Here is a 26,223-nt window from a genome sequence, read left to right on the forward strand (position 1 = left end):
GGGGAGACTTTTTTAGCTTGTCCCCTTGTCCCCTTGTGTCCTTGTCCTCTTCTAAGATGGAAGTAAGTTCTGCAATCAGATATTTGCCGCGACGATGCCAACAGAGTATCTCGCTTTCTTTAATACCATTGAGAAATTCCTCAGCAGAAAACGGGTAGGCAATAGTGCGATCGAGCAACACATCACCTCCCGTAATTTTGCGTTTCAGGGTTAATTGATTTAAACCCCGTCGTACTGTTTCAACTTCTGGTAATTCTGGCACAACCTAACGTGATTCGGTTCCTTGATTTGGAGTACCTTCTTTCTGAACGTTAGCTTCCGCAGATTCTGGCTGAGCGGTTGTCTTACCAGTAGGTTGGGTACCTTGTCCAGTTGCACGGATACCTGGTTCTATCGGTGTTTGCTTGCCACCAGAAGCTGTAGGTGTGGATTTTTTGTCCTTAGCTGTGGGTGTTCCAATTTCAACTAACTCATCTTCTGCAAAGTTATTAGTGTTGATACCAGCGTAGTTAACCTTATCGAAGCGGACAATTACTGGATATATAATGCCGCTTTTATCAACAGTAGCCACGGTTCCTACATCTTGATACCAGTAGGATTCCCGGCGGAGAACACGTACTTTAGAACCACGTTGAACCATAATAGAATATCCCTCTTTAATTGTAAGACTGCTTTTCATGCAGGGCTGATTGATTTCACTTTACAACTTGAAGGTCTCCGCAAGAGGGTTTGTTAAGTTATTTGTCTAGAAAATATTTAAGTTTGTTGTTGGTTGTTGGTAGATGGTTGTTGATGGTTCCCATCACCAATTACCAATTACCCATCACCAATTACCAATTACCAATTCCCGAATGCAGTGTCTCACCCCCTTGACAAAGTAGCATTTATGAAGTAACTTTTCGCGAGTAGTCATGAATAAATATTTCATAAATATTTCATGATTTGGTCAATACAAAAACACTTCCCTTGTTTCCTCTGCCGATACGCAGATCGCGATCTAGGTAAGTAATGTCTAACCATCCCTGCTGTTCGTTACTTGTAATCGGAAAATCAATTGGAAAAAATTTCTTTCCCGATTCAATGGCTTCGATAAAACTTCCTGGATATTTGTAGTTTAGTAAACGTTGTAAACCAATTATTGAACGTTCAAATTTTACTTGAACTCGACTCCGGGAAACTGTTTCAAATTTTGCAACGGCGCAAACTAAGCCTTCAAGAAATGGTAGACCATTTATTTCAGCAATGTTATAAATGCTATTTGTTTTTACTCGAATACACTGATAAATTTTATTTAGATTGGCTAGCGGTATGCGGTTAATATTTAATAACTCTGAACTAGAGGTATATAGTAATCGCCAGTTACCGTCTAACAATTCGCTAGCTTCTAGAGGGTTCGGTGTAGGGTTTAAATCTTCTAAATAGGCGATCGCCGATAAAATAGCTTGTTTATCTGTGTCGCTCGCATTAATACCAAGATTTTTTCCTGCGATTACTTCTAATAAAGCAGTTTTCCTCATGCGTGCTATAACCTCATTTAGGTTTACAAATTCAAACCAGATTAAAGATGCTTACTATGTGTATAGCTCCATACAAAAACTAAATGTAAGGAATATGTAGCTACAACCTGAAGCAATCTTAAAGAAGGAGTTTTTTAGCCTGGTTTCTCAACAACATAGTTGAATGAATAACTAAAATCTCCTATATCAAGTGATAGACTCTTAATGTCAAGTTAGTTCTTTACTCTTTTTATTATCGTCTCTATGTTAAATTCTCCTTTATATGAAGTTCCCCGTAGCCGGAGAGCATCTGTAATTCCATTAAAACAAGAACCGTCCCTATTGGACTGGTTACAAGCAAATGGACGTTTAATATCCCGCGATCCAGTAGAACCGCAAGTGAAAGAGCAAGAACAAGACATAAATTCCTTGATGGGTATTGAGGAAGGTGTCGGGGATTACGAGTTCGATGACGATGACGATGACGACGATGTAATTCCAGATGAAGAGTAGCTCGTGAGGACGGAAATTAGCACAAATAACGTGCTGAGTGTGTGTGATTTTTAATTAGTGTGGAGTGAAGGGAAATTTCCGTGGACGCTAAATTATCTCCAAACCAAGGTTTGAACCTGAGTGGTATCCGTTTGGTTTCTTTGTTAAGTATAGGACTAGGTACAACAGCACTAGTTTTAGATGGAGTTGCTTCTCGCTCTCCCTGGCAAGGAACCTCTTTAACCCTACCATTATTAATATCGGCTTTGATTGCTGCTGGATTGGGCTTTTGGGCTGTTCCTTGGCTGCAAGGGCTTAAGGCTGGTCAAGTTATTCGTGAGGATGGCCCCCAAGCCCATTTAAAGAAAGCCGGTACCCCTACAATGGGAGGAATATTCTTTGTTCCCGTTGCGATCGCAGTTGCTTGTGTCTTATCCGGTTTTGCTCCCAAAACTCTTGCGGTGTCAGCTTTGACATTAAGTTATGGGTTTGTGGGTTGGATTGACGATTGGCAAATTCTTCGTCGTAAATCGAATAAAGGCATTTCACCTAAAATGAAGCTGGCTTTACAAGTTGGTTTCGCAGTCGTTTTTTGTGGGTGGCTATTGATTAGTCAGCCTTTGACAATTACGAGTATTGCTTTTCCTTTGGGCTTTTCCTTGCCTTTAGGGTGGTTGTTATTTTTGCCTTTATCTGGCTTCGTAATGGTGGCAGAAAGTAATGCCACAAATTTAACTGACGGTGTTGATGGTTTAGCGGCTGGTACTGCTGCGATCGCACTGTTAGTATTGGGTGCGATTGTTTCACCGACTTCACCGGAATTGATGGTTTTTTGTGCATCTTTTAGCGGTGCTTGTGTGGGATTTTTAGCTCACAACCGCAACCCAGCACGGGTGTTTATGGGTGATACAGGTTCTTTAGCGTTAGGTGGAGGAATGGCAGCAGTTGCACTGTTGTCTAATACTTTGGTCGCGCTGTTTATCCTGAGCGGTATATTCTTTGTAGAAACGCTTTCAGTAATGGCACAGGTAAGTTATTACAAAGCTACAAAAGGACCAGATGGTAAAGGTAAACGATTGTTCAAAATGGCACCTTTACACCACCATCTAGAACTGTCTGGTTGGTCTGAATTGCAAGTAGTTGCTGTATTTTACATTATCGCTGCAATACTAGCTGTTGTAACTTTTGTAATTACTAAAATGTAGGATTTTTTGAATACAATTGAATAAGTTTAATTTGAAAAATTAATTTGAACAATCCTTGCGTATAGTGAGGATTGTTTTTCAATTAAGTAGGTAGGCACAAATAAATAAAGGTTCGTAGTTGCGCTTGAGCGCTCTAGATATGAGCGCTCAAGCGCAACTACGAGCCTTTACATAAATTTATATAGTTCGGTTTTTCTGTCGCGATTTACTTAACTCCGGTGGTACTAACTCCAAACTCCAAACTCCAAACTCCTAACTTTTAATCTGCCCAACTAAATGAATTAATTCGGGTATTATCAACTTTTTCATCGCTAATTCTACAGCATTGCTAGAACCGGGAAGAGAAAATATTAATTTCTGTTGATAAATTCCAGCAATAGCACGAGAAGCGATTGCTCTGGAACCTATTTCTTGGTAGCTCAAATAGCGAAATATTTCACCAAAGCCAGGTAAGGTTTTGTCAAGTAACTTTTCGATTGCATCGTAAGTGGTATCTCTGGGTGCAATACCAGTACCACCATTGAAAATTACAGCATTTAACTGTTTATTTTCACTTAATAATTCTAAATATTCTTGAATCTGTGTTGGTTCGTCTTTAATAATTTTGTAATCGGCTACTTTGTGATTATTATTTGTGAGTAATTGCTGAATTGTTGTGCCGCTTTTATCGGTTTCGATAGTACGAGTATCACTGACGGTAACGACTGCACAATTAACAATTTGATGATTATAATTTGAATCTGGGTGAGGTGAATGTGACATTATTAATATTGCTTGTTATTATTGCCTGTTTCCTCTGATTTGTAAGTGAGTAGGGAGTAGTGAATAGTGACAAAAACCTTTACATCATGACGATTAAAAAAATTTTTAATGTTGACTTTCTTATTTAAATTATTAGTCATTGGTACAATTTTATCAGTTATTTATTGTTTTTCAATAACCTAAGAACTAACAACCAATGACTAATGACTATCTATTTACGATTTTTCTAATCCCAGGTCATTTTTTTGAGCATAGCGTTCCATAAACCGCATAAAACGCTCCCATTCCTCAGCAGATTTCATTAAGTAAATTGCTTCTAAAGCTTCTGCTTTACCGTTGATAAATTTACCTTTAACTTCACGGGTAACGATTTCTCCTTCTTCGTCAACCATGTACATTCCAGTAATTTCATCCGTGCTTCCTTCATCTAAAACTTTCGGATTTGTAAAAATAAACGTTGCAGTACCGCTATCTCCACTACGCGAACGTGTTAAACGCACTTCTGGAATAACTTCTTCGTTGACACCTCTTGAAAATTGTATTGTTGCCATGATGCGTATAGTCTAAAATTTTGTAATGGTTAAACAATGATTATCTCATCATTTAGAACCAAGGTGTAATATTAAACTGAAAAAAATGCTTGCAATCACTGATGAAGCAAGAACTTGGGAAGTTTTAAATATTTTTGTTTGATCGAAAGCATGAAACTGCATATTTACGCTCTTAAACTGTTTCCATCCAATCAATACATTTTTTTAACTGTTGTTGCATGGTTTCTCTATCCGCATGATATCTACGACCATGACCGGGTAAAACCCATTCAAAAGAGTAATTAGTTAATTTTGGCATTGATTTCTTTAACTCATCCCAAGAATACCAGCAGAAATTTCGGAACGCTACGAGTTGTTTTAATGTATCTGACCATGCAAGATGGTCGCCGGTGAACAAAAATTTGTTTTTATAGAGTAAAACGGTATGTCCTTCGGTATGTCCGGGAACAGGAATAACTAATAATTCCGAAGTTAAATTGAAAGGTTCTTTACCGCTTAAGTGAATTTCAACATCGCGGGTACTAGAATTAATTTCTAATTCGTGGAGAATGCGTTCGGCGCAGCCGTGCGGCTGCTCGCAACCAAAATGCTCGGCAAATTTTTGATGATCAGCAACATCATCCCGGTGAGTCAAATAGATATAGCGAATTCCCCCCATTTTTTCCAAACGTTTTACTAAAGGTGGTGTAAATCGAGGAGAATCAACTAATATATTGCCTTCAGGTAATTGAATAAAATAGCTACTAGCACCATAAGATTTTTCTGAATGGTAGCCACAATGATAAACATTTTCTTCTACCAAAATCGGAAAACTTGACTGAGCAGTTTTGATATCTTGAGGTTTATCAACAGTACCAATAGAAGCCGTAGGACAAGATAATAAAGCCTGTAGCGCGGCTAATCTTTCCTCTTGATTCGGTTGGTGGTGTACTGCTGACATTCCTGCTTTTCGAGTAAATACATTAGGAGCCATCCAGCGACAAGTATCGCAATCAATACAAGTAGTATCCACGTAAAAATCGCCATTAACATTTTCAGCCCGACGCAAATTTAAAGTAGCCATTTTAAACTTCTTTATAATTAATAATTGTTTGACTTCGTTCTTAGCCACCTGGGACTGCAAGTCCCAGTCTGATAGCACAAGTCCATTAAAATGGACTAAAAATATTACATTTTTATGTTAGTAATATTTTTCTTGATATTTTTATTATGTAATTAATTATGGGTGGGGTGCGATAGATCATGTAAAGGTAAATAAATATAATTAATTACTTAATATAGCAATCCGAATTGAGATGCGAGAAAATACGTAGATTAAAAGTTAGGAGTAGAGGTTACATTTAAATCACTCCAGGCGACTATAAGTCGCACGGCAGTCGCTCATGGGGGAGACCCCCCCCTTCTGCGCGCTGCCTTGGCTACACAGACAAAACCTGGATGGTGCGCGGGTTGTTTGATAGAGTCCACGCAGGTGGACTTGGTTTGTGTAGTAGCGGTTTTAACCGCCAGATTATACATCAATTTCTCACAAGTCATTTAGGATTGCTATATGGCTAACGCCAAGCTCTGCTAAGAGCAAAGTAAATATCATCAAATACTGGCAAAATCGAAGAATCTTTGTGATTTTAAATGTGATTTGAAATTTTGGATTGAAAACCAACACTAATATTACATTTTTCGCTAAATTCTCAGTCCATTTTAATGGACTTATGCTTTTAGCCTGGGACTTGCAGTCCCAGATGCTTATCAACCAAGTCGAATTCCCCATGCAAAAACCGGGCTTGCGAACAAACCCGGTTTCTAAAATTTAAATCCAAGCGACTCTCAACCAACCAATAAATGCAATTTATCACCAACAAAACTTACAACACGATGGCTGATGGGTAAACTATCAATTACCATACCTAAACACAACAACATCATGTAAGAAATGGAATAAAGAAACATTCCTTTAGCTAAACTACGGTCTTGAGGATTTTGTAATAATTGCCACGCTTTACGAATAAATACCGCTCCCAAACACAAGGCAATAGTAGCGTAGATAATTCCTACTGAATGCAAGGGATAAACTAGTAAAAACGTTGCTGCGACTGTTATAAGGGTGTACCACCAAATTTGCCAAACCGTCGCTTCTTCACCTGCAACTACTGGTAACATTGGTACCCCGACTTTTGCGTAATCATCTCTAATCATTAAAGCTAGAGACCAAAAGTGTGGTGGAGTCCAAAGAAAGACAATACCAAATATTAACCATGCAGTTGGACTTAAAGTACCTGTTACCGCAGCCCAGCCAACTAATGCCGGAATTGCTCCTGCTGCTCCCCCAATGACGATATTTTGAGTGCTGTTGCGCTTCAGCCAATGGGTGTAGATTAACAGGTAAAAAACAATCCCAGACATCGCTAAGAAAGCAGCTAGTAAGTTAGCAAAAATACTTAGTAGTGCAAAAGAAATTACACCTAAAACAACTGCAAAAATCAAAGCATCGCGGGGTTGTACTCTACCGGAAGGGATAGGACGATGACGAGTACGTTCCATATCGTAATCGATATCGCGATCATAAATACAGTTGATTGTCTGGGCGCTAGCAGCGGCTAAAGTGCCACCAGTAAGAGTGACTAATAAGAGCATGGGGTCTACTTCTCCAGATGCAGCTATCCACATACTTCCAGCAGTGGTAATTAGCAACAAAGGGATAATTCGAGGTTTAGTTAGCTGGTAGTAACTTTGAATAACCTGTAAAAATGTAGAGTGGTGACGAGAGACATTTGTCTCAATCATTTTGGTAATGGTTCCTTATTTTTTAACAACTTATATGCTGTTCTTGCCTTTGCAAGCTGTTAGCATCGAACAAATCAATTATCAGTTATCAGTTATCAGTTATCAGTTATCAGTTGACAACTAATTACCAACTAACTCCTAACTCCTAACTCTTAACTCCTAACTTATATTGTTTGTTCACTTGTAACAGATGAATTTAACTCTTGCTTGTAGCCTGAAATACTACGAGTATCCATCCAATCGCGTACTGAAAGAACTGTAAAAGCAACTAAGGTACCTAGTAAAGAAGCCCCAATTAACTGATGAGTAACGGTTAGAAGTTCTACTTGTAGGTGTAAGCGATAGGTAGCAAATCCTAAGATAATCTGTAAAATTAACAACCCGCCTGCATAATTTGCCAGTTTTCGTAAAGCTGGATGTAGTGCTGGCGTGCGCCGCGATATGAATACCAAGGATAATGTTGCCACAGTTGGCGGTATCAAGCCAAAGATGTGGGTGTACATAACAGTACAAAGTTGATACCCTGTAAAACATTGATGTAATGCCCATCGGGAACCGACTAAGGCACCTAATAAGCTTTGAAAATAAACCAAAACGCTAGCAATTAAAGATATTACAGGTAGCTTACCAACTGTTCCTGTGGCTTTGTAAGGTGTAAGTGCCGTACCGATAACCAGCAAAGTTATGAAGAAGAACAATGCTGTTCCTAAATGAGCGGTAACAATATCAAAACGCAAAAGTTGGGTAACGGTGAGTCCTCCCAAAATGCCCTGAAAGACGATTAAAAACAGTGCAAAGGTACAAGCCCAAGGCAGCCATTTTGGCAGGGAACGACGACTCCACCAAGACATTGCGACTAGAACTATAGCGCTAACACCAATCAAAGATGCATCCAATCGATGAAACCATTCTAGGAAAACTTGAAAATTCATTTGTTTGGTGGGTACAAGTTCCCCATAACAAAGCGGCCAATCCGGACAAGCGAGTCCAGCATTCATGACGCGGGTTGCGCTACCGATCGCCATCAAAATTAAAGTCGCGATCGCCATTTTCCATACAAGCTTGCGAATTCGGTCTTTTGGTAGTTGTTGCTGCGTCGTTGCAACTTGGTTTTGTGGTTCTAAAACAAATTGGCTCATCAACTTTACCTTTTCTTATGCCCGAAAACCCGAGCTACGAAATTTCCATAACTGAATCAATAACAATTCATCTCCACACTAGCGCAAACTCCAAGATTGGAGAGAAGCCCTTTAGTTATACTCTGGATCGGAAATGGGGATATGAGCAAAAGCTTTAGAGATTTTTTAGGTTGTGATCAGTTGACAGTTGACAGTTGACAGTTGACAACTAACCACCATCCACCATCCACCATCTACTATCCACTAACAACTAACCACCATCCACTACCATAAAAAATAATAAAGATTTTTAGTTGTTACACCCAATGCCAGTAGCGTGAACTAACTTAGTATGTGAGTAGTTCTAAATAATCTAGTAAAGCCGCTAACTATTATCAACCGTGAATATTCCAAGTACAATCTGGACGTTATTAATTGGTGTTTTGCTGACACTAACGAGTCTTTGGTTCGGTCAAAATCATAGTCTACTACCTACGGCAGCTTCAGATGAAGCCTTTTTAGTAGATGGCTTGTTCAATACGATGATGACTGTTTCTGTTGGTATATTTCTCATCGTTGAAGGAGTTTTGATTTTTAGTGCCTTCAGATACCGTCGTCGCAAAGGTGATGATACCGATGGTGAACCGATTCATGGGAATGTACCGTTAGAAATTCTCTGGACAGCAATTCCAGCTATCATTGTTTTTGGTATTTCTGTGTACAGCTTTGATGTATACAACGAAATGGGCGGGTTTAACCCCCATGCCGCTCACGAATCTCCCATGACACCACAAGCCACATCAATGCCTGGGGCAGCGATTGCAGCAACTTTGGACGATACCTCAGAGGTTAGAAATATCGACCAATTGCCTCAAAAAGAAAATGCTCCGGAAATGGGTGTAGTTGCTCCTAGTTTGGGTGCAACTCCTGAAAATGAAGGCACAGAGCCAGATTTGGTCGTAAAAGTTACTGGTTTGCAATATGCTTTCCTTTTTAACTATCCTGACAGTGGTGTTTTTTCTGGAGAATTGCACCTTCCTATCGGTCAAGAAGTTTTACTTGATATGGCTGCAAATGATGTAATTCACGCTTTCTGGGTGCCAGAATTTCGTCTTAAGCAAGATATAATTCCCGGTAGACAAACACAACTTCGTTTTACACCGCGAAAAGAAGGTGATTACAAACTAATTTGTGCCGAACTTTGTGGTCCCTATCACGGTGCCATGAATACTACAGTTGTTGTTCAAACACAGCAAGAATTTGATAATTGGATTAAAGAACAGCAAGTTGCTAGCAAAGAAACATTCAATCGAGCAGTTGCGATTAACCCACAGGAAAAATCAGCAGATGAATTTCTTGCTCCCTACACCAGTGAAATGGGAATTTCATCAGAAATGTTGCATCAAATTCACAAGTAGTGAACAGTTGACAGTGGACAGTGGACAGTTGACAGTGGACAATCAACTATCAACCAACAACCATCAACTATCAACTATCAACTAACAATTCTTAAACAATAAAGAATTTTTATGACACAAACACAGTTGGAACAAACCAGCCATAAGGCTGATACTTCACAACATCGTCAGAGGAAATGGTGGGAGTATTTTACATTTAATACCGACCATAAGGTAATTGGAATTCAGTACCTAGTTACTACATTCATTTTTTACTGTATCGGCGGTGTTATGGCGGATTTGGTTCGCACGGAATTGCGAACTCCTGCTTCAGACTTTGTAAGTCCCGAACTTTACAATGGTTTGTTTACGCTGCACGCGACAATCATGATTTTTCTGTGGATTGTGCCAGCGGGTGCGGGTTTTGCTAATTATCTGATTCCCTTGATGATTGGGGCTGAAGATATGGCTTTTCCAAAACTAAATGCTCTGGCTTTTTGGATGGTTCCTCCTTCTGGGGTGTTATTAATCAGCAGTTTGATTGTTGGTGATGCACCGGATGCGGGTTGGACTTCTTATCCTCCGTTGAGTTTAGTTACCGGACAAGTTGGTGAAGCAATTTGGATTATTAGTATCCTGCTGCTGGGTACCTCGTCGATTTTGGGTGCCATAAATTTTCTGGTCACTTTGTTAAAAATGCGCGCTCCAGGCATCGGTTTTTACCAATTACCGCTGTTTTGTTGGGCAATGTTGGCTACCTCAGCCCTGGTTTTAATTTCAACTCCAGTTTTAGCAGGCGCACTGATTCTACTTTCTTTTGATTTAATTGCCGGAACCGCATTTTTTAACCCTTCTGGTGGTGGCGATCCTGTAGTTTACCAGCATATGTTTTGGTTTTACTCGCACCCTGCGGTTTACATTATGATTTTGCCTTTCTTTGGGGTAATTTCGGAAGTAATACCCACTCACTCCCGTAAGCCGATTTTTGGTTATAAGGCGATCGCCTATTCTTCTTTAGCAATTAGTTTTTTGGGTTTGATTGTTTGGGCGCACCATATGTTTACCAGCGGTATTCCCGGTTGGTTGCGGATGTTTTTCATGATTACTACCATGATTATCGCCGTACCTACTGGTATCAAAATATTTAGTTGGTTGGCGACAATGTGGGGTGGAAAAATCCGTTTAAATAGCGCGATGCTTTTTGCAATGGGATTTTTGGGGATTTTTGTAATTGGTGGTATCAGTGGCGTAATGTTGGCGGCTGTACCTTTTGATATCCATGTCCACGATACTTATTTTGTAGTTGCCCACTTGCATTATGTGTTATTCGGTGGTTCAGTTTTGGGAATTTTTGCCGGTTACTACCACTGGTTCCCCAAAATTACCGGACGCATGGTTAATGAAACTTTGGGTAGGATTCATTTTGCTTTAACAATCGTCGGGATGAACATGACTTTCTTACCGATGCACAAGTTGGGTTTGATGGGTATGAATCGTCGTATTGCTCAATACGACCCGAAATTTGCCGCTATCAATGAAATTTGTACCTACGGTTCCTACATTTTGGCGGTGTCTACAATACCCTTCATCATCAACGTGCTTTGGAGTTGGAGGGCTGGGAAAAAAGCCAATAACAATCCTTGGGATTCCTTAACGTTGGAGTGGATGACCAGTTCACCACCAGCAATTGAGAATTTCGAGTCACACCCATTTTTACTTGTCGGTCCTTACGAATATGGAACCCAAAGAGCCAAACAAGTTGTAGCTCTATCCCATACTGATGACCCCTTCGGTAATGCCAAATCCCCGGCACCACCAAGTGATGACAACGAATCATATCCGGCGATCGCAGCTGAAGCGGCCGGGTAAAGTTAATTCGTCTATTCCGGACAACTCAATTTAAAAACCCTTCTAGGCGCAGAGGACGCAGAGGAAAGAGATTGAGAGAGATGGTAGTATTTATTGCAAAAATCTCATTAAGGTGTCTGAAAGTTCAACTCACCGGGAGGGGGTTTGGGGGAGAATCCCCCGACTCCGGGTTTTTGATCGTAAATGAACCTAACGCTAGATTTTTCAATCTTTTACAACCTCAATCCAAGCGTATTGGCACAGAGCGAGATTCCCAAAAAATATTCTTACTCAATCAAAAATTTATGCAAAGTCAAGCAATCGATCCAGCAAAAACAGAAAAAAATCACCATCATGCAGCGACTGTAGAAGCGCAACACGCAGCACATCCAGACCATCGTCTTTTCGGATTAGTTGTATTTCTAATCGCTGAAGGAATGATTTTCTTGGGTATGTTCGGTGCATACTTTGCCTTCCGTTCTACTTTAACTGAATGGCCTCCCGCAGGCACACCAGAGTTAGAATTGTTACTTCCTGGTATCAACACGATAATTCTAATTTCTAGTAGTTTTGTAATCCACAATGCTGATACTGCTATCAAAAAGAACAACGTGCGGGGTATGCAAATGTGGTTTGCAATTACCGCTGTGATGGGAATTATCTTTTTATGCGGTCAAATTTACGAATACAAACATCTGGAATTCGGTTTAACAACCAATTTGTTCTCCAGTGCATTTTATGTATTGACAGGTTTCCACGGATTGCACGTTACCGTTGGCGTTTTAGCGATATTAGCTGTATTGTGGCGTTCTCGTAAACCCAATCATTACAGCGAAAAACATCATTTCGGTATCGAAGCTGCTGAATTATATTGGCACTTTGTTGATGTGATTTGGATTGTGCTTTTTGGAATTTTGTACTTACTTTAAGTGTTTTTTGTAGTTTGAATATTTGATTTTTAACCCCCAAGTTGGGGGTTTTTTATTTTGGAATGATATTTTTTTAACGCAAAGGTACGCAAAGGTACACGCAAAGGTACGCTGAGAATAATTCGGCGATATCTTGTTAAGCTTTATTATTTTTCGTTCCAAATACTTTATTTAATGTATTTAGCCGTTCTAAAATTCTATAGACATAAGATTATCGGAAAAATGGCTTTAAAAATTATTCAAAGTTTTGACAGTAATTTCACTTTAGAACCACAAGCTAAAGCAACTTTATTTGAACTGTTAACAAATGAAAGCTTTTTAAAACAGGTTTGTCAACAGTCAAAATGTGAACAAGTAGAATTTACAGAATTACTATTTCAGCCGGTTCCTTATAGTAGCGCTACACCTAAAGGAATGCCAGCGGAATTTGAGAAATATCACGAATCTGAAGAATACATAATTTTAAATGTACCCCCAAATTTTATGTTTCAAGCCAAAATTTTTAAACCAAGTCGGCTATGTGCAATTTATAAAAAAATTGATAATTGATGGTGGTTAGTTGATAGTGCTTAGTAGTTGGTTGATAACTGCTAACTGCTAACTGATAACTGATAACTGATAACTGATAACTGATAACTGATAATGACTACAGAAATAAATATTCCTTCTTTAAATAGTTTAGAATTTATTCCTTATATTGATGAAAATGGCGATTTACCCGAACAATATCAAGGGAAAATTGGAGTTTACGCAATTTTTGACCAAGATAAAACGCTGCAATTTATCGGTTATTCTCGCGATGTTTTTCTCAGCCTCAGACAACATTTAGTCCGACAACCGCAATATTGTTATTGGGTAAAAGTAGAAACTATTCAACGTCCTAGCCGTACAATTTTAGAAACAATTGAACAAGCCTGGATTGCGGAAAATGGCAGTGTACCTATGGGAAATGGAGAAAATAAAGAGAAATGGATTTCTCCTATTGATGCGAAAGCTTTAATTACTGCCGAAGAACAAGCTAGTTATGATAATCCTGTCAATGATGAAATGACAAAAATTAAAATTATCAAAAATGTCGCACGACGAGTTGAAGCGGATATTTTAAAACAGTTAGAAGCACGGGGTTTACAAATGCAGGTGAGGTTTAATCCCAAGTTGAAGGAAGAAGGTTTATTAGATTTGAAATCTTAGAAAGTTTATGTCAAGGTTTTAGTTAAGTCCAATATACCCGTCGCTTTGTTACCGCGTCTACACAGGCAAAGTCCACTGTGGACTCTATTAATTTTAAACCCGCCTTACTGCGGGTTTTGTTTGTGTAGCAGCGGTTTCAACCGCCAGGTAAAATATATAAAATCCATATAACTATGAATCCAAATATTTCTTCCCTACCTCATAAAATTATCGGTGTCGCTGTAATTTGGAATAATAAAAAACAGATTTTAATCGATCGCCGTCGTCAACAAGGAACTATGGGGGGTTTATGGGAGTTTCCCGGTGGTAAATTAGAACCAGGTGAAACTATCGAAGAATGTATTAAACGAGAAATTGCTGAAGAATTGGCAATAGAAATTGAAGTCGGTGAACATCTGATTACTATTGACCATGATTATACGGATTTACGGGTAACTCTCACCGTACACGAATGTCACCACATTAAAGGTATTCCCCAACCATTAGAATGCGATGAAATTCGCTGGGTAAATTTAGAACAATTGGAAGAATTTAATTTCCCGGCTGCAAATGTGCAAATTATTGCGGCTTTACAGCAAAAGATCAAGTCATCGGTTGAGTCGGGTAAAGTGTAATTAACGTCAATTATACGAATAGTAAAGAAGTCGGGTTTTTAAGAAAAATCTGGGTTGTAACAGATACTCCCTTGCCGGCAGAAGATTACCAAAAAAAAACCGCAGAGACGCAGAGGGCACAGAGGAAAGAGGTAAAAGGAGATACGTAATTTTAGAGCGGTTCGGGGGAGTAATCATCATAAAAACCCGACGAATTACCTCACGAATCGAAGCAATGAACATCGAACTCCCTACTCCCTACTCCCTAATTAATTCGGATAAACTGGCAGTATAAAGTGAAACCATGCTCCGCCAGTGGGTGCGGTATCTACCCAAATTTGACCGTAATGGGCTAGGATAATTTTTTGACACAAATTTAAGCCAATACCGTAACCATCTTTAGCTTGATCTCGTTCTAAACGAAAGTGGTTTTCAAAAATGCGATCGCGATTTTCTTGGGGAATGCCCGGGCCACTATCACCAATGCTAAATTGCACTTTTTGATTGGTACGATGCAAACCGGCAATAATCAGCGTCCCTTTTGGGGGTGTATATTTAATCGCGTTGTCTAGAAGATTTATCAGTACTTGACGTATCCGTTCAGCGTCGGCATAAACGTATGGTAAGTCTTGAGGAATGTCTTTTTTGATTGTTAGGGATTTGGCTTTACAGGATTCGCTTAATTCTTCAAGTATTTCCAGACAAAGATTACCTAATGCAATTTTAGTCGGGGATATGGGAATTTTTGTATCTTTACCGCGTCCGACTTGCAAAAGATCGGTAATCATTTTTTCAATTACCTTAGTCTGAGTGCGGGCGTGATTGAGTATATGAGCGGTTAATGTTGGTTTTAATCGCTCAAATTCCCCAGTTTCGCAATTGAAATTAGATTGTAAAGTATCTATGGCGATGATTGCTGCGGTGAGGGGGTTGCGGAGATCGTGCGCCAGCATTGATATGACACGTTCTTTAAAAAGCAATTGTTCTTGAAGTTGCTGTTTTTCTTGCTTTAAACGAAACACTTCGTCGGTAAGCTGAATGATTTCCGAAGAAATCGCTAGGGAGTTAGTGGGTATTTGAGATTTGTTAATATACCCATCACTAAAATCATTTTCTGGAACTTTTTGTAATTCGTGCTGTAATTGTAAGTAAGATTCTATACTATTTTGCCAGCGCGACCACCAGGTTTTTAGTTGAGAAACTATATTACTACCGGCTAATACTTGTCTGGGTTCTGGATGAATCTTGACTAATGCTGGTGTTGCTACCAGCTTGAAATGTTCTGCTAAATGGGGTTGTTCTCCAACATCAATAACTTGAAGGGATAAATCATATTCAAGCTGCAATTGTTTGAGATAGGAGCGAATCTGCTGTACTTGTAGTCGGGATTTGGGGCGTTCATCTACAAATAGTAACAGTTGTAAGGGGGCTTCTGAATTAATCAGCTGTCTCTGAGAAGCTTGCATCAAATCTTGTCTCAACACTGGTAACAAACCGTTATCGCTTTCGCTGAAAGTACAATGGACTGACGGATGCCGGTAAAATAGTTGTTTTAATTCTATTTTAGGCTTTTCACACTATATTTATGAGATTTTTGACATGAAATACACTTTTTTGAGTTTTTTGCTGCCTTTTTGTTTGTTAGCTAACATTGAAAGCGCTTTTGCTGGTGAGGCTAATTTGCAATCTTCTCCAAATCGCGATCGCAAGTCCACTCAAGTTGAAAGCTTTGAGATGGTTTCAAGAAGGTTGGTGACTCAGCAGGTAAATTTGATTTTTCGCATTGAACAAGCTTTAGTGCACCCTGATTCTAATAAAATGCGAGCGGTGGGAGGACAACTATTTACCCAGACTGTAGCCGTAGAAGGTTTTCTCAAAAGTCAATATGCTTATCCCCAAGCTTTGTGCGACCAAAATCAAGGTTCAAGTGTTCCTATTGATTCTATACTGCCTTTAACTGCATCGAATTTAAAGATTTATTGTTCTTTGTATAATTCCAGCCGGGAATTGTCAAAACTTACCCCAATGTTAGATGTACTTTTATCTAGACGTGGTGAATTAACCAATACGCGAGAACTACCTTTAGTTAGTGGAGAAAAACAATCTGATTTAGTGCTTCCCATGTCTCCCGTCAGTCGTCCCAATCTTCATAAACGGGCAACTCCTTACGCTATTTTAGAGCCTGATGTAGATAATACAGCTAAGGTTTATGTTGGTAAAAGTAGAAAAAGGGCAATTTCCAATTACGTTCCACCAGTCCAACCAGCAATTAAACCACCATCCACAGCCCTAAGAACTTTGAAAAATGCCGAAAAGTTTTTAGCAACAGCAATATCTCAATTTCCCGATGCAAATAATTTTCACAATCCCCAAAAAACTGCTGTGGAATTAGATCGTTTGACCTACGATATTTACCTCCCAGAAAAGCAAGTTTGCCAAAAATTGCTGTCAATGCCTAATACGGGTATTTTCCGCGTACTGTCATCTCAAGCTTATCTTCGTCCCTTGAATACTCTGGAGAATCGCTCACAAAAAAATGTTCTTGGTCGCTATCCTTTCCCGGTTTTAGTTGAATCCAAGGGTGACTTTATGCCTAATTTACCACTTCAAATAGTAAAAGGGAAGTTTCAACTAATGCCCCAAGGAGTAAATTATGGCTTTATTACAGAGGTTGGCGATATACCTTTAGATAAGTTGGACGCAAGTTTACAAGCTGTTGCTCCCGAAAAACGAAATATCTTGATTAATTATCAGCCTCCGAAAAAATTAAATGCCTTGCAAGCCGAAAGACAACAAATTATTACCGGAAAACACCAAATTTCAATTAATAATCAACCAATTTTAAATATGGTTGAGGCAAAATTAAATAATACTTATTTAGTCCGTAATTTGCAGTTCCAACTACCAGAAATAATCGCGAATAATCAACCGTTGACAAGAAAACAACGGCGTTATTTAGACCAATTATTAGAAATGCAAAGTAGCGATGTAATTGTTGCTTTTCGACCTGTAAGTCGTCGTACTGATGGTACTTTTACGATTATTTGGCGAGTTTTACAGGAATTTAATGACCCAAAAATCGATGATTTGGATGATTATCTTCAATATCAATAAAATATTTTTCTTAGCCGGTTATTGCTAGAGATTGCTAATTTTTAAAAACCACAGAAACCCAGAGGACTTTGATTTGAAAAGTCGGGCTTCTCTAAAAAACCCGACTTCTTGCCCCAGGGAGATAGTTCTGATTTGAGAAGTCGGGCTTCTCTAAAAAACCCGACTTCTTGCCCCAGAAAATGCTTCTAAATTACTAACTGCGGCTTCTGCTGCTTCTAAATCATAAGGAAATGGTCTTCCACGGGTAACGTAATCAAGTTTTTGCGGTTCTCGATGACGCAATACAGCGTTTACAATCACGCAGGGTTCTGAAGTGGTGTTAATTGCTCCATGCAAAACTCCTGGTGGAATTGTCACTACTGCGGGGTATTTTTCACTTAGTGGAATGTACTGGTATTGCTTGTTGACTAAAGTAACTAGTACAAATCGACCTTTAACTACTAATAATTGATCGGTTTGTGATTTATGTACGAATAAATCATCTACTGTGTTGGCTGGAATCTGCACCAACATGGTTTCGTTACTTGCTTGAGGGGTGAAAAATTGAGCCATCCCCCCTTTAATTGATTCTAAATAGTGAATTTGAATTTCTTTAATTTTACTCATAATAAAAATATTGCTAAAAAAGCATCCTAAAAATTGAATAGTTAGTTCAATCTAAGATGCTCAGCAATAAAAAAATGTTGCGAATGCAACAAAAGTTACCAAAATATGGTATGCAAATGTAATTTATCAGCCGATAGAGAATTTTAAACTACTCGGTTGTGCAAAATTACCTTCCATTACTACACCGCGTCCGTTGGCGTGAAGATGTCGCAATATAATGTAAATCGACTCTATGTCCTCAGAGGCACCTGCTTTACTGGCGATTTCCTCTAAAGAAAGGGGATTTTCTTCTGCTTGTAGAACGGACATCGCTTGTTTTTGCAATTCCAAAATTGCTGCTGCTGCTTTTTTACCTGCTTCTACACCCGGTTGGTGATATGCGTTAACATTCACTAAGCTCGCGTAGAATCCCACAGCGCGTTCGTATAAAGCAATTAATGCCCCTACAGTTCGAGGATTAACTTGGGGTATGGTAACGGTAATTGAATCCCGTTGGTTTTCGTAAAGTGCTTTTCTAGTACCTTGAAGAAAACCGGAAAGATAATCACCCGACGTGGTTCCCGGTTCAACTTCTAAAGAGGAACCTTTACGATCCTCTAAAACTTCAATAAAGGTAAGAAAGAAGTTCGCAACCCCATCGCGCAATTGCTGGACGTATGCGTGTTGATCGGTTGAACCTTTATTACCGTAAACTGCAATACCTTGATGGACGATGTTACCATCTAAGTCTTTTTCTTTACCTAAAGATTCCATCACCAACTGTTGCAGATAGCGACTGAATAAAAGTAGGCTGTCTTTATAAGGAAGAACAACCATATCTTTTTCACCGCGTCCGTTACCGGCATAGTGCCAAGCTAAAGCTAACAGTGCAGCTGGGTTATTTTTGACATCTGGGACGCGAGTTGCGTCATCCATCTCTTTAGCTCCGTCGAGCATTTGACCAATGTCAATTCCTTGTAATGCTGCTGGTACAAGTCCTACCGCTGACATCTCTGAAGTCCTACCCCCCACCCAATCGTACATGGGGAAATGTGCCAGCCACCCTTCCGATTCACCAACCTGACTCAGTTTACTACCAGGCATGGTAATGGCGATCGCATATTGTGCAAAGTCCAGATTTTGCCCGGAATAGGCTTTCTTGACTTCTAACATTGCGTTACGCGGTTCGGGTGTTCCTCCAGATTTGGAAATCACCAATACCAACGTACTCGAAAGACGGTTTCGCAGGTGAGTTAATACTCGATCGATTCCTGCGGGGTCGCTGTTATCAATAAAATGAATTGCTAGAGGTGGATAATCTGTAACTAAAGCTTGAGCTACAAATTGAGGACCGAGTGCAGAACCACCAATCCCAATTGAGATTATATCGGTGAAGCGAGGAGCTTTGGGAGGATGAATCGCACCCGTGTGGATTTTCTCAGCAAATACTTCTATTTTCTCAATATTACTCACAATCTCTTGGGTTACTTCCGGCGTTGGTGCCAAGTCGGGATTTCGCAACCAGTAATGTCCAACCATCCTCTCTTCATCGGGATTTGCGATCGCCCCTTTTTCCAACTCTGCCATATCGGCGAAAGCTTGATCAAATGAAGGCTGTAACTTCTCAAAGAAGTCATCATCGAAGCCCATCCGGCTAACGTCTAGGTAAAAACCTAGTCCTTCATGGAAATATAGCCATTTCTGGTATCGTTGCCAAAGTGCCGTAGCATCCATAAAGAAAATCTCAAGTCACGTTATTGTCACAAACAAGTTTAAGCTAAGGTTCCAATAATCCCTTGTCAACTTATACAGTTTTAAGTGTTTACACATCTGCTCTCCTTAAACATCTGGCATCGGGATGAGTTGCAAAATTTTCACCGGAGGAAGTCTTTAACTCAATCCCAACCAAATAATTTCCAAGTATCAAACCGGGGCGAAGCAGCGCGTTTTCGCTAAAGTGTATACTCTCTCTCAATTTTTTTCTAGTTCATTTTGATTCAATTGCTCGATTTTGTTTTACAAATTTTCGTTATTTTTCTTAACACAAAAAAATGTTAAGGAATATTAAATCCTCAATATTAAATTCTAAAAATCCCAGGCTCACCTGAGAACTAGTTCTGGTTTCCAGGCTCATGCTGAGAACTAGGAAGAAGTTTTCTTACAAATCCGGCAATAGTTAACAGTTATACCGCTCTATTAAATAGATACGGGTAAAATGTTGATGAATTTTTTGACTGAAATATTTGCTTCTACAAGGATTTTATCCAGAAATCAATTGCAAAGACTGTAGGCTGTAACTTTCCTTTACAACTGTAGGATTTCGGCTTCGATGTGACATAACTTGTATGAAACATCTGCCTTAAGGTACTATCCCTGAATACACAATCATTGTAATCAAAAAAAATAATGGAGAATCGAATTAAATGCACAAACCATTTTTAAAGCATCGTTGGTTATTAACTCTATTATTATGTTTGATTCCCACAGCGGTTTTTGCTGCTGATGAAGCCGCTGGGGAACCTTTACTTAATTCCCTTGATGCTGCTTTTGCTCAATTTGTCAAGGGAATATTTGATGTGCTGTTTTTCAGCATCGGCGGTTTTCCTTTAATCGTTTTGTGGCTGATTTTTGGAGCGGTTTTTTTTACCATCCGTTTGAAGTTCGTCAATTTCCGGTTGTTCGGACACGCAATTGATATCGTTCGTGGGAAACACGATGATCCTAACGCTCCAGGGGAAGTTTCTCATTTCCAAGCTTTAGCTACTGCTTTATCAGCAACCGTCGGACTTGGGAACATTGCCGGAGTTGCGATCGCGATTAGTGTAGGTGGTCCGGGTGCCACTTTGTGGATGACTCTGGGTGGTTTGCTGGGTATGTCTAGCAAGATGGTTGAATGTACTCTTGGTCAAAAATATCGCATCATCAAGCCAAGTGGTAGTGTTGCAGGCGGACCGATGTATTATCTTTCTAGAGGATTTGCAGAAATCGGTTTAGCACCATTGGGTAATGTTTTAGCAATTCTATTTTCTATTTGCGCCATTTTCGCGGCTTTTGGTGCTGCAAACATGATTCAGGTAAATCAGTCCTACGGTGCAGTTAAGGCAGTTTTTCCGATATATCCTTGGGTTTACGGTTTAGTTCTGGCTGTGTTAGTTGGCTTGGTAATGATTGGTGGTATCCACCGTATCGGCCGAGTTGCAGAAACTTTAGTCCCAGTAATGTGTGTACTTTATGTAGTTGCTTCATTGTGGATTCTTTTGGTTAACTTTACTCAAATTCCTGCTGCTATCATCACTATTTTCCAAGGGGCCTTCACTCCTCAAGCAGTGGAAGGGGGAGTTATTGGGGTAATTGTCCAGGGTTTTAGACGCTCTACTTTTTCCAATGAAGCGGGAGTTGGTTCGGCTGCAATTGCTCACTCAGCAGCGAGAACTGATAAACCAATCAAAGAAGGTTTAGTGGCACTTTTGGAGCCATTTATCGATACCGTAGTTATCTGTAATATGACTGCTTTAGTAATTGTAATTACCGGCGTTTATAATAATCCCGAATATGAAGCAATCAGAAAAGCTGGTGAAGGCGCAGCTCTGACTTCTGTTGCTTTCGGTACGGTAATAGCTTGGTTTCCCATACTACTTGCAATATCAGTATTTTTATTTGCTTTCTCAACCATGATTTCTTGGAGCTATTATGCAGAAAAGGCTTGGGAATATCTCTTTAGCGAACGCAGTTTGATTGTATACAGAATATTATTTGTGGGTGCAACATTTATTGGTGCGATCGCAAAGCCTCAATCGGTACTTGATTTCGGTGACGCGACATTTTTTGCAATGGCTTTGTTTAATCTATTTGGAATGTATTTCCTCACCAACAAAGTGGTAGAAGATTTAAGCGATTACGAACGGTATCTTAAACAAGCAAAATTGTAAAATATTTGTAGAGACGTAGCAATGCTACGTCTCTTTAGTTAATTACTACTAACGCATCCTAAAATCAGTAAATCTCACGTTACTTCTCATTTCATGTTTTCTTAATTCCTGAATCTGAGCATCTTTATCTGATATATCTTTTTTAATAGAGGATAATTGTTTTTCTAATTTGTCTTGTTTAGCTACAGATTTTCTATATTCAATCGTGACAATGCTTGCTAAACCGAATGTTAGACTTAATGCTGCTCCTATTCCCGGAGTCATTAAATCTCTCACTTCACCGGAAACAAAGTCTTGATTGTCAACTTTAATTTCTATTCGTTCGGAACCGTATTCTGCCAAGAGCATCACAAAAAGAGCAAAAATCGTACCCGAAATTGTCATGGTTGGTAGCACCACTTTTTTAAACATTATCTTTACCTTTGTATATCCTAAATTTCACAAACTAAGTTTTTTAATATTCTTCATTGCTGATAATCAAAGAAGCCTATTAATAACAAATTAATAATTTAATGAATATATATTTTTATATTTTTGATGAAATCTTTACTTAGATTTTTATTAATTTTATGAAATTATCTTTCCTTAACCGTAGAAATACTCAAGCTTCACGGTTTCTTGATATTTCTATTTTTAGGTTAAAGGTTAGAGTAGAGGTCAAAGGTTATAATTTACGAACTAACTACTCTTTATCTAGATTAGAGAGAGAATGGGAGTTAGTAGTTTATGTACTTTGTCCCTTGTCTCTTTACCTATTTTCTGAGTTCAAAATTCGCTCATACAAGCTGTATTTATCAGATTCAACATCTCGAATACATCCCATTTTCCTCCCGCATCAACCGACTAGCGATTAATTCCTTCCGTAGAGTTTCGGAGTCTGGATAGTAACGGTTGAGAATTTCATTCACTCCATCCTCCGGGTATTTGACTCCCATTTCAAATTTGTCGATTACCCACTTGAGAATTGTTAAACGCTTTTTACTGCTATTAGGAATTTCTTTAAGATATTGTCCCGAAACAGAATTTTGAAAAATCCCTTCTACATAAGTATTCAATACTTTAGTTTCCCAGGTTTGAAGATTTACATCCTCAGCAAAAGAAGCAATTTTTTCCGGCTTAAACACTTCCTGCGTTATAGTTTGCAAAACCTTTTTATCTAATTGATAAAAATGAGTATTACCTTCAGGACGCATTCTTACTAATTCAAGCTGCTTAAGTTTGGTTAAATGATGGGAAATTGTCGGTTCTTTTAGTTCTAATAACACTGCTAATTCTTCTACACTGCACTCCTGTCCTGCCAATATACCAATTATTTTTAGTCTACTTTCATCTGCTAACGCTTTAAAAAAACGCAACATCTTTTGCAAATTATCATTTTTCATTTTCTGCTGTAATTGCCTTTGAGGTCTATCTAATTAGAACTAAGTAAAATCAAATTACCGCTTTTTTATGTAGCAAAAACAAGGTTTTTAACTTGCTTTTAATACAAATTAATTTTGAGATGTTTTTGTAAAAAAATCATTTTCTTTTTTACAATTGGCTGAATTTGACTATAAAAAGCATTGTATGAGTAAGCATTAATAGAATGCTGATTATAGTCAAGCTGAGCAGTTAACTTTTCCAGGCACGAGATTTAGTTTTTTTGAAAAAGTATTGGCTGTATAATAATTATGAAATTTACAGCTTAAGCCCCTAAATTAAAACAGTTCTAGAAAAGTTAATTAATAGATTAGTAAATTATATTTGAACCAGAAAACTAGATAAATATCCCAGGTATAAGCAATTTAAAATATATAAATTAAAAAAATTAAAATTAAAAATATGATTAGCAAATCAAACCTGATTAACCAGCCATGCACAGTTATTTGATTGTGTAACACGTCAAAAAACTACATAGTAATACGATACAACATTATTAATAATTTTTACATCTTTACTCTTATTTGCAATATCCTTTTAGAAGGGTATTTAGGAAATTTCATCTATCTCTTTAGATAGATATCTACATCTTCTTATCTCTTCTACCCACCAAGTCCAAAACTGTCAGTACCCTAACCAGGAGCCTTTTTCGCAGCGGTGAGGACGAATGCAGCTAAATTTTCGATTTGTTGTTGAGATAATATATTGGGCGTAATTTCGCGACACCAAAAAGTTTCTTCGCTACCATCATAGGTCATGGGCTGCCGCATATAAGATACTAAGGCATTAATATTATCACGGGGAGGATTAGCACCTTTAAGTGTATCTAAAGCCAGAGATTCTAAAGGATTAGGTAATGTTGAACCACCAACATGACAATTAATGCAGCTATCTTCAAAATATCTTTTACCATCAGATAACTCTAACGGTGAAAATTTCTTTGTATTGCCTTGTGCATCTAATTCTAAAGCAATAGGTTCCCTAACTCGTAAATAACGTTTTACATAAAGGTCGATTCCCGCAGCTTGTGTAGGTAAACAATTAGCAGTAAATATTATGAATAGAATTAGGGAAAGCAAGAAAATACGAGTTAAAAATGAATATGCTATTTTCATTTGAGATTTATTTAATATTGATTTGATATTAATCTTGTATTAATAATTTGGCACTTCTAAAACAGCTATTAGTCCATAGTCAGCTTTTTCAAAATTGAAATACTAACTATAGACTAATAACTAAGGTTTATTTATTACTCAACTGTCGAAGATTTAATAGTAAATCTTACCACCACCCCATTTTTGACCAACAATTTTAGGTTGTAAGAGAATATGACCAGCGATTGCTTCTAAATCCTCGTCGGTCAAATTTCGCATTGCTGTAAAAATATCCGCACTCTTAATGCTAGGATGCAATTCAGAAATTTCGATCTCTCCATCATAGGTAGTAGGATTTTTCATATAGTCCACCAAACCTTGGATGTTATCACGGGATGGGGTTGCTAATGCCAAAGCTTCAGGATCTAATCCTACGTTTTGGTTTGTCTTGGTTACACCGCCAGCATGACACTGAGCGCAAGCGTAATTGAATAACCGTTTACCTTCTTTAACTTCTTTTAAGCTGAGTACATAGGTATCACCTTGGTCATTCAAGGTTACAGTGCGAGTCGCTTCGTCAAGTTCTACAGAGTAAGCACTACCGACAAACATCTGAAAACTCAACAACGCACTAACAACAAAAATGCCAATTAGTTTTTTTATCATGTTTCCCCTCAAAAATTTTAATGCTCAACACAGCAATAAGATTAAGTCGCCGTAATACAATTATCACTCCAAGCGTGCAATTTGTTGCCCAAAGTACTTTTTCAAGTTGTGAAGGGGAGTTAGTTAATGGTTGTTAGTTGTTAGTTGATGGTTGACAGTTGACTCTTAAGATGAATGCCTTTAACCTTTAACCTTGAACCTTTTTCACCCTTTCGTTCCTGTGAAGGTGACGCTTTGGATAAAATATCGGTTGAAGAAAGCGTAAATAATTAAGGCTGGTAGGGTAAATACCATTGAAGCCGCCATAATGTAATTCCAGTAGCTGATATATTGACCTTTGAAGCTGTTGAGTCCGAGGGGTAGAGTGAACATTTCTGGATCAAATAAAATCACTACCGGAAGCAAGAAATTATTCCAGCTACTCATGAAGATAAATACTGCTTGGGCTGCTAGTGCTGGTTTTGCTAGGGGAAGTACAATATGACGAAAAATCCCAAAGGTATTTAATCCATCTAGTGCCGCAGCTTCTTCTAATTCTTTAGGAAAATTAACGAAAAACTGCCGCATCATAAAAATAAATGTGGCGTTTACCATGTTGGGAATAATCATCCCTTGGTAGGAATTTAACCAGCCAAAAGTTTTTAAAATTAAAAATGTAGGGATGAGTGTAACTTGTATTGGTACAGCTAATACTGTCAAAATTAGAAAAAACCAAAACTGTCTACCCCGAAATCGTAGCCTTGCCAAAGCGTAACCTGCCATTGAGTTGAATAATAAGTTTAAGATAGTAACCGCGATCGCAATAATTACACTGTTGAAAAACCAACGTAAAAATAATGGTTCTTCGACAAATATTTGCTTGTAATTATCGAGGGTAAAGTTATTCGGTATCAGGTTTGGTTCGGCTGCGACTATTTCTGTTAAAGGTTTAAAGGATGCTGAAAGCGCCCATAAAAAAGGAATTAAAGTAATAATTGCATACAGTGTTAAAAGTGAGTAAAGCAGTATATTTAGCCACGGATAGCTGCAAATTATATTCAATTTATTCAATTT

The 26,223-nt window shown here is 38.5% G+C and carries 26 protein-coding genes; 10 read left to right on the top strand and 16 right to left on the bottom strand.

Annotated features, from left to right (window positions below; genetic code table 11):
* The 3 genes from IQ247_RS17395 to IQ247_RS17405 all read right to left on the bottom strand — a co-directional run.
* A partial coding sequence (locus IQ247_RS17395; protein ID WP_322745520.1) for a DNA-formamidopyrimidine glycosylase family protein occupies positions 1-262 on the bottom strand: 262 nt, incomplete at its 3' end.
* A gap of 3 nt (positions 263-265) precedes the next feature.
* Entirely contained in the window at positions 266-640 is a 375-nt protein-coding gene (locus IQ247_RS17400) for a photosystem I reaction center subunit IV (RefSeq protein WP_193922158.1), read from the bottom strand.
* A 295-nt stretch (positions 641-935) separates the two neighbouring features.
* A complete protein-coding gene (locus tag IQ247_RS17405) occupies positions 936-1,517 on the bottom strand; it encodes a PAP/fibrillin family protein (RefSeq protein WP_193922161.1) in 582 nt (193 codons plus the stop codon).
* A gap of 243 nt (positions 1,518-1,760) precedes the next feature.
* On the opposite strand from IQ247_RS17405, the gene IQ247_RS17410 reads away from it, so the two are divergent.
* On the top strand, positions 1,761-2,009 hold the full coding sequence (locus IQ247_RS17410; RefSeq protein ID WP_193922163.1) for a DUF3134 domain-containing protein: 249 nt from the start codon (positions 1,761-1,763) through the stop codon (positions 2,007-2,009).
* A gap of 80 nt (positions 2,010-2,089) precedes the next feature.
* Entirely contained in the window at positions 2,090-3,193 is a 1,104-nt protein-coding gene (gene mraY / locus IQ247_RS17415) for a phospho-N-acetylmuramoyl-pentapeptide-transferase (RefSeq protein ID WP_193922165.1), read from the top strand.
* A gap of 252 nt (positions 3,194-3,445) precedes the next feature.
* On the opposite strand, the gene IQ247_RS17420 is transcribed toward mraY, so the two are convergent.
* The 5 genes from IQ247_RS17420 to IQ247_RS17440 form a co-directional block, all read right to left on the bottom strand.
* Entirely contained in the window at positions 3,446-3,955 is a 510-nt protein-coding gene (locus IQ247_RS17420) for a MogA/MoaB family molybdenum cofactor biosynthesis protein (protein ID WP_193922168.1), read from the bottom strand.
* 215 nt (positions 3,956-4,170) lie between these two features.
* Positions 4,171-4,506 carry a photosystem II reaction center protein Psb28 gene (psb28, locus tag IQ247_RS17425; protein WP_193922171.1) on the bottom strand — a complete coding sequence of 112 codons (336 nt, stop codon included), beginning with the start codon at positions 4,504-4,506 and terminating at the stop codon, positions 4,171-4,173.
* Between the two features lie 172 nt (positions 4,507-4,678).
* On the bottom strand, positions 4,679-5,569 hold the full coding sequence (locus IQ247_RS17430) for an MBL fold metallo-hydrolase (RefSeq protein WP_193922173.1): 891 nt from the start codon (positions 5,567-5,569) through the stop codon (positions 4,679-4,681).
* A gap of 761 nt (positions 5,570-6,330) precedes the next feature.
* Positions 6,331-7,287: a heme o synthase gene (locus IQ247_RS17435; RefSeq protein ID WP_193922175.1), complete on the bottom strand. Its 957-nt coding sequence runs from the start codon at positions 7,285-7,287 to the stop codon at positions 6,331-6,333.
* Between the two features lie 164 nt (positions 7,288-7,451).
* Positions 7,452-8,426, bottom strand: coding sequence for a COX15/CtaA family protein (locus IQ247_RS17440; protein ID WP_193922178.1), 975 nt, complete (start codon positions 8,424-8,426; stop codon positions 7,452-7,454).
* Between the two features lie 380 nt (positions 8,427-8,806).
* Between IQ247_RS17440 and IQ247_RS17445 the strand changes: the two genes are divergently transcribed.
* The 6 genes from IQ247_RS17445 (at position 8,807) to mutT (ending at position 14,384) form a co-directional block, all read left to right on the top strand.
* Positions 8,807-9,823, top strand: coding sequence for a cytochrome c oxidase subunit II (locus IQ247_RS17445; protein WP_193922180.1), 1,017 nt, complete (start codon positions 8,807-8,809; stop codon positions 9,821-9,823).
* Between the two features lie 111 nt (positions 9,824-9,934).
* Complete coding sequence (gene ctaD, locus IQ247_RS17450) at positions 9,935-11,671, top strand: cytochrome c oxidase subunit I (RefSeq protein WP_193922182.1); 1,737 nt, start codon at positions 9,935-9,937, stop codon at positions 11,669-11,671.
* A gap of 284 nt (positions 11,672-11,955) precedes the next feature.
* The gene (locus tag IQ247_RS17455; RefSeq protein ID WP_193922185.1) at positions 11,956-12,579 is read left to right on the top strand and encodes a cytochrome c oxidase subunit 3; all 624 of its coding nucleotides are present in this window, start codon (positions 11,956-11,958) and stop codon (positions 12,577-12,579) included.
* Between the two features lie 222 nt (positions 12,580-12,801).
* On the top strand, positions 12,802-13,128 hold the full coding sequence (locus tag IQ247_RS17460; protein WP_193922187.1) for a hypothetical protein: 327 nt from the start codon (positions 12,802-12,804) through the stop codon (positions 13,126-13,128).
* A 93-nt stretch (positions 13,129-13,221) separates the two neighbouring features.
* The gene (locus IQ247_RS17465; protein ID WP_193922189.1) at positions 13,222-13,770 is read left to right on the top strand and encodes a GIY-YIG nuclease family protein; all 549 of its coding nucleotides are present in this window, start codon (positions 13,222-13,224) and stop codon (positions 13,768-13,770) included.
* Positions 13,771-13,943: 173 nt separating this feature from the next.
* The gene (mutT, locus tag IQ247_RS17470; RefSeq protein WP_193922191.1) at positions 13,944-14,384 is read left to right on the top strand and encodes an 8-oxo-dGTP diphosphatase MutT; all 441 of its coding nucleotides are present in this window, start codon (positions 13,944-13,946) and stop codon (positions 14,382-14,384) included.
* A 248-nt stretch (positions 14,385-14,632) separates the two neighbouring features.
* Here mutT and IQ247_RS17475 read toward each other — a convergent pair whose 3' ends face one another.
* On the bottom strand, positions 14,633-15,829 hold the full coding sequence (locus IQ247_RS17475; protein WP_193922193.1) for a histidine kinase: 1,197 nt from the start codon (positions 15,827-15,829) through the stop codon (positions 14,633-14,635).
* A 133-nt stretch (positions 15,830-15,962) separates the two neighbouring features.
* On the opposite strand from IQ247_RS17475, the gene IQ247_RS17480 reads away from it, so the two are divergent.
* On the top strand, positions 15,963-17,477 hold the full coding sequence (locus IQ247_RS17480; protein ID WP_193922195.1) for a hypothetical protein: 1,515 nt from the start codon (positions 15,963-15,965) through the stop codon (positions 17,475-17,477).
* 150 nt (positions 17,478-17,627) lie between these two features.
* Here the strand turns inward: IQ247_RS17480 and IQ247_RS17485 are convergent, their stop codons facing one another.
* Both IQ247_RS17485 and IQ247_RS17490 read right to left on the bottom strand, forming a co-directional pair.
* Positions 17,628-18,083, bottom strand: coding sequence for a cupin domain-containing protein (locus tag IQ247_RS17485; RefSeq protein WP_193922198.1), 456 nt, complete (start codon positions 18,081-18,083; stop codon positions 17,628-17,630).
* Between the two features lie 126 nt (positions 18,084-18,209).
* Positions 18,210-19,796 carry a glucose-6-phosphate isomerase gene (locus IQ247_RS17490; protein ID WP_193922201.1) on the bottom strand — a complete coding sequence of 529 codons (1,587 nt, stop codon included), beginning with the start codon at positions 19,794-19,796 and terminating at the stop codon, positions 18,210-18,212.
* Positions 19,797-20,485: 689 nt separating this feature from the next.
* Between IQ247_RS17490 and IQ247_RS17495 the strand changes: the two genes are divergently transcribed.
* Complete coding sequence (locus IQ247_RS17495; RefSeq protein WP_193922204.1) at positions 20,486-21,991, top strand: alanine/glycine:cation symporter family protein; 1,506 nt, start codon at positions 20,486-20,488, stop codon at positions 21,989-21,991.
* 48 nt (positions 21,992-22,039) lie between these two features.
* On the opposite strand, the gene IQ247_RS17500 is transcribed toward IQ247_RS17495, so the two are convergent.
* The 5 genes from IQ247_RS17500 to IQ247_RS17520 all read right to left on the bottom strand — a co-directional run bounded on the left by IQ247_RS17500 (position 22,040) and on the right by IQ247_RS17520 (position 26,220).
* Positions 22,040-22,375 carry a hypothetical protein gene (locus IQ247_RS17500; protein WP_228059827.1) on the bottom strand — a complete coding sequence of 112 codons (336 nt, stop codon included), beginning with the start codon at positions 22,373-22,375 and terminating at the stop codon, positions 22,040-22,042.
* Between the two features lie 416 nt (positions 22,376-22,791).
* Positions 22,792-23,373 (bottom strand): DUF2087 domain-containing protein, encoded by a 582-nt coding sequence (locus IQ247_RS17505; protein WP_193922208.1) that lies wholly within the window; start codon positions 23,371-23,373, stop codon positions 22,792-22,794.
* A 669-nt stretch (positions 23,374-24,042) separates the two neighbouring features.
* Entirely contained in the window at positions 24,043-24,525 is a 483-nt protein-coding gene (psbV2, locus tag IQ247_RS17510; RefSeq protein WP_193922210.1) for a photosystem II cytochrome PsbV2, read from the bottom strand.
* Between the two features lie 153 nt (positions 24,526-24,678).
* Positions 24,679-25,170, bottom strand: coding sequence for a photosystem II cytochrome c-550 (psbV, locus tag IQ247_RS17515; RefSeq protein WP_193922212.1), 492 nt, complete (start codon positions 25,168-25,170; stop codon positions 24,679-24,681).
* A 204-nt stretch (positions 25,171-25,374) separates the two neighbouring features.
* Positions 25,375-26,220 (bottom strand): carbohydrate ABC transporter permease, encoded by an 846-nt coding sequence (locus IQ247_RS17520; RefSeq protein WP_228059828.1) that lies wholly within the window; start codon positions 26,218-26,220, stop codon positions 25,375-25,377.
* Between the last annotated feature and the right edge of the window lie 3 nt (positions 26,221-26,223).

This window comes from Plectonema cf. radiosum LEGE 06105 (assembly GCF_015207665.1).
Classification (GTDB): Bacteria; Cyanobacteriota; Cyanobacteriia; order Cyanobacteriales; family Nostocaceae; genus Rivularia; species Rivularia radiosa_A.

Excerpts from the sequence above, each read along its gene's own strand:
- IQ247_RS17480 (WP_193922195.1), top strand. The coding sequence starts at position 15,963 with ATGAAATACACTTTTTTGAGTTTTTTGCTGCCTTTTTGTTTGTTAGCT.
- IQ247_RS17440 (WP_193922178.1), bottom strand. The coding sequence starts at position 8,426 with ATGAGCCAATTTGTTTTAGAACCACAAAACCAAGTTGCAACGACGCAG.
- IQ247_RS17400 (WP_193922158.1), bottom strand. The coding sequence starts at position 640 with ATGGTTCAACGTGGTTCTAAAGTACGTGTTCTCCGCCGGGAATCCTAC.
- IQ247_RS17430 (WP_193922173.1), bottom strand. The coding sequence starts at position 5,569 with ATGGCTACTTTAAATTTGCGTCGGGCTGAAAATGTTAATGGCGATTTT.
- mutT (WP_193922191.1), top strand. The coding sequence starts at position 13,944 with ATGAATCCAAATATTTCTTCCCTACCTCATAAAATTATCGGTGTCGCT.
- IQ247_RS17505 (WP_193922208.1), bottom strand. The coding sequence starts at position 23,373 with ATGAAAAATGATAATTTGCAAAAGATGTTGCGTTTTTTTAAAGCGTTA.
- IQ247_RS17475 (WP_193922193.1), bottom strand. The coding sequence starts at position 15,829 with ATGCAAGCTTCTCAGAGACAGCTGATTAATTCAGAAGCCCCCTTACAA.
- psbV (WP_193922212.1), bottom strand. The coding sequence starts at position 25,170 with ATGATAAAAAAACTAATTGGCATTTTTGTTGTTAGTGCGTTGTTGAGT.
- IQ247_RS17455 (WP_193922185.1), top strand. The coding sequence starts at position 11,956 with ATGCAAAGTCAAGCAATCGATCCAGCAAAAACAGAAAAAAATCACCAT.
- IQ247_RS17420 (WP_193922168.1), bottom strand. The coding sequence starts at position 3,955 with ATGTCACATTCACCTCACCCAGATTCAAATTATAATCATCAAATTGTT.
- IQ247_RS17405 (WP_193922161.1), bottom strand. The coding sequence starts at position 1,517 with ATGAGGAAAACTGCTTTATTAGAAGTAATCGCAGGAAAAAATCTTGGT.
- ctaD (WP_193922182.1), top strand. The coding sequence starts at position 9,935 with ATGACACAAACACAGTTGGAACAAACCAGCCATAAGGCTGATACTTCA.
- psb28 (WP_193922171.1), bottom strand. The coding sequence starts at position 4,506 with ATGGCAACAATACAATTTTCAAGAGGTGTCAACGAAGAAGTTATTCCA.
- IQ247_RS17500 (WP_228059827.1), bottom strand. The coding sequence starts at position 22,375 with ATGACAATTTCGGGTACGATTTTTGCTCTTTTTGTGATGCTCTTGGCA.
- IQ247_RS17410 (WP_193922163.1), top strand. The coding sequence starts at position 1,761 with ATGTTAAATTCTCCTTTATATGAAGTTCCCCGTAGCCGGAGAGCATCT.
- IQ247_RS17465 (WP_193922189.1), top strand. The coding sequence starts at position 13,222 with ATGACTACAGAAATAAATATTCCTTCTTTAAATAGTTTAGAATTTATT.
- IQ247_RS17460 (WP_193922187.1), top strand. The coding sequence starts at position 12,802 with ATGGCTTTAAAAATTATTCAAAGTTTTGACAGTAATTTCACTTTAGAA.
- IQ247_RS17495 (WP_193922204.1), top strand. The coding sequence starts at position 20,486 with ATGCACAAACCATTTTTAAAGCATCGTTGGTTATTAACTCTATTATTA.
- IQ247_RS17490 (WP_193922201.1), bottom strand. The coding sequence starts at position 19,796 with ATGGATGCTACGGCACTTTGGCAACGATACCAGAAATGGCTATATTTC.
- IQ247_RS17485 (WP_193922198.1), bottom strand. The coding sequence starts at position 18,083 with ATGAGTAAAATTAAAGAAATTCAAATTCACTATTTAGAATCAATTAAA.
- IQ247_RS17435 (WP_193922175.1), bottom strand. The coding sequence starts at position 7,287 with ATGATTGAGACAAATGTCTCTCGTCACCACTCTACATTTTTACAGGTT.
- psbV2 (WP_193922210.1), bottom strand. The coding sequence starts at position 24,525 with ATGAAAATAGCATATTCATTTTTAACTCGTATTTTCTTGCTTTCCCTA.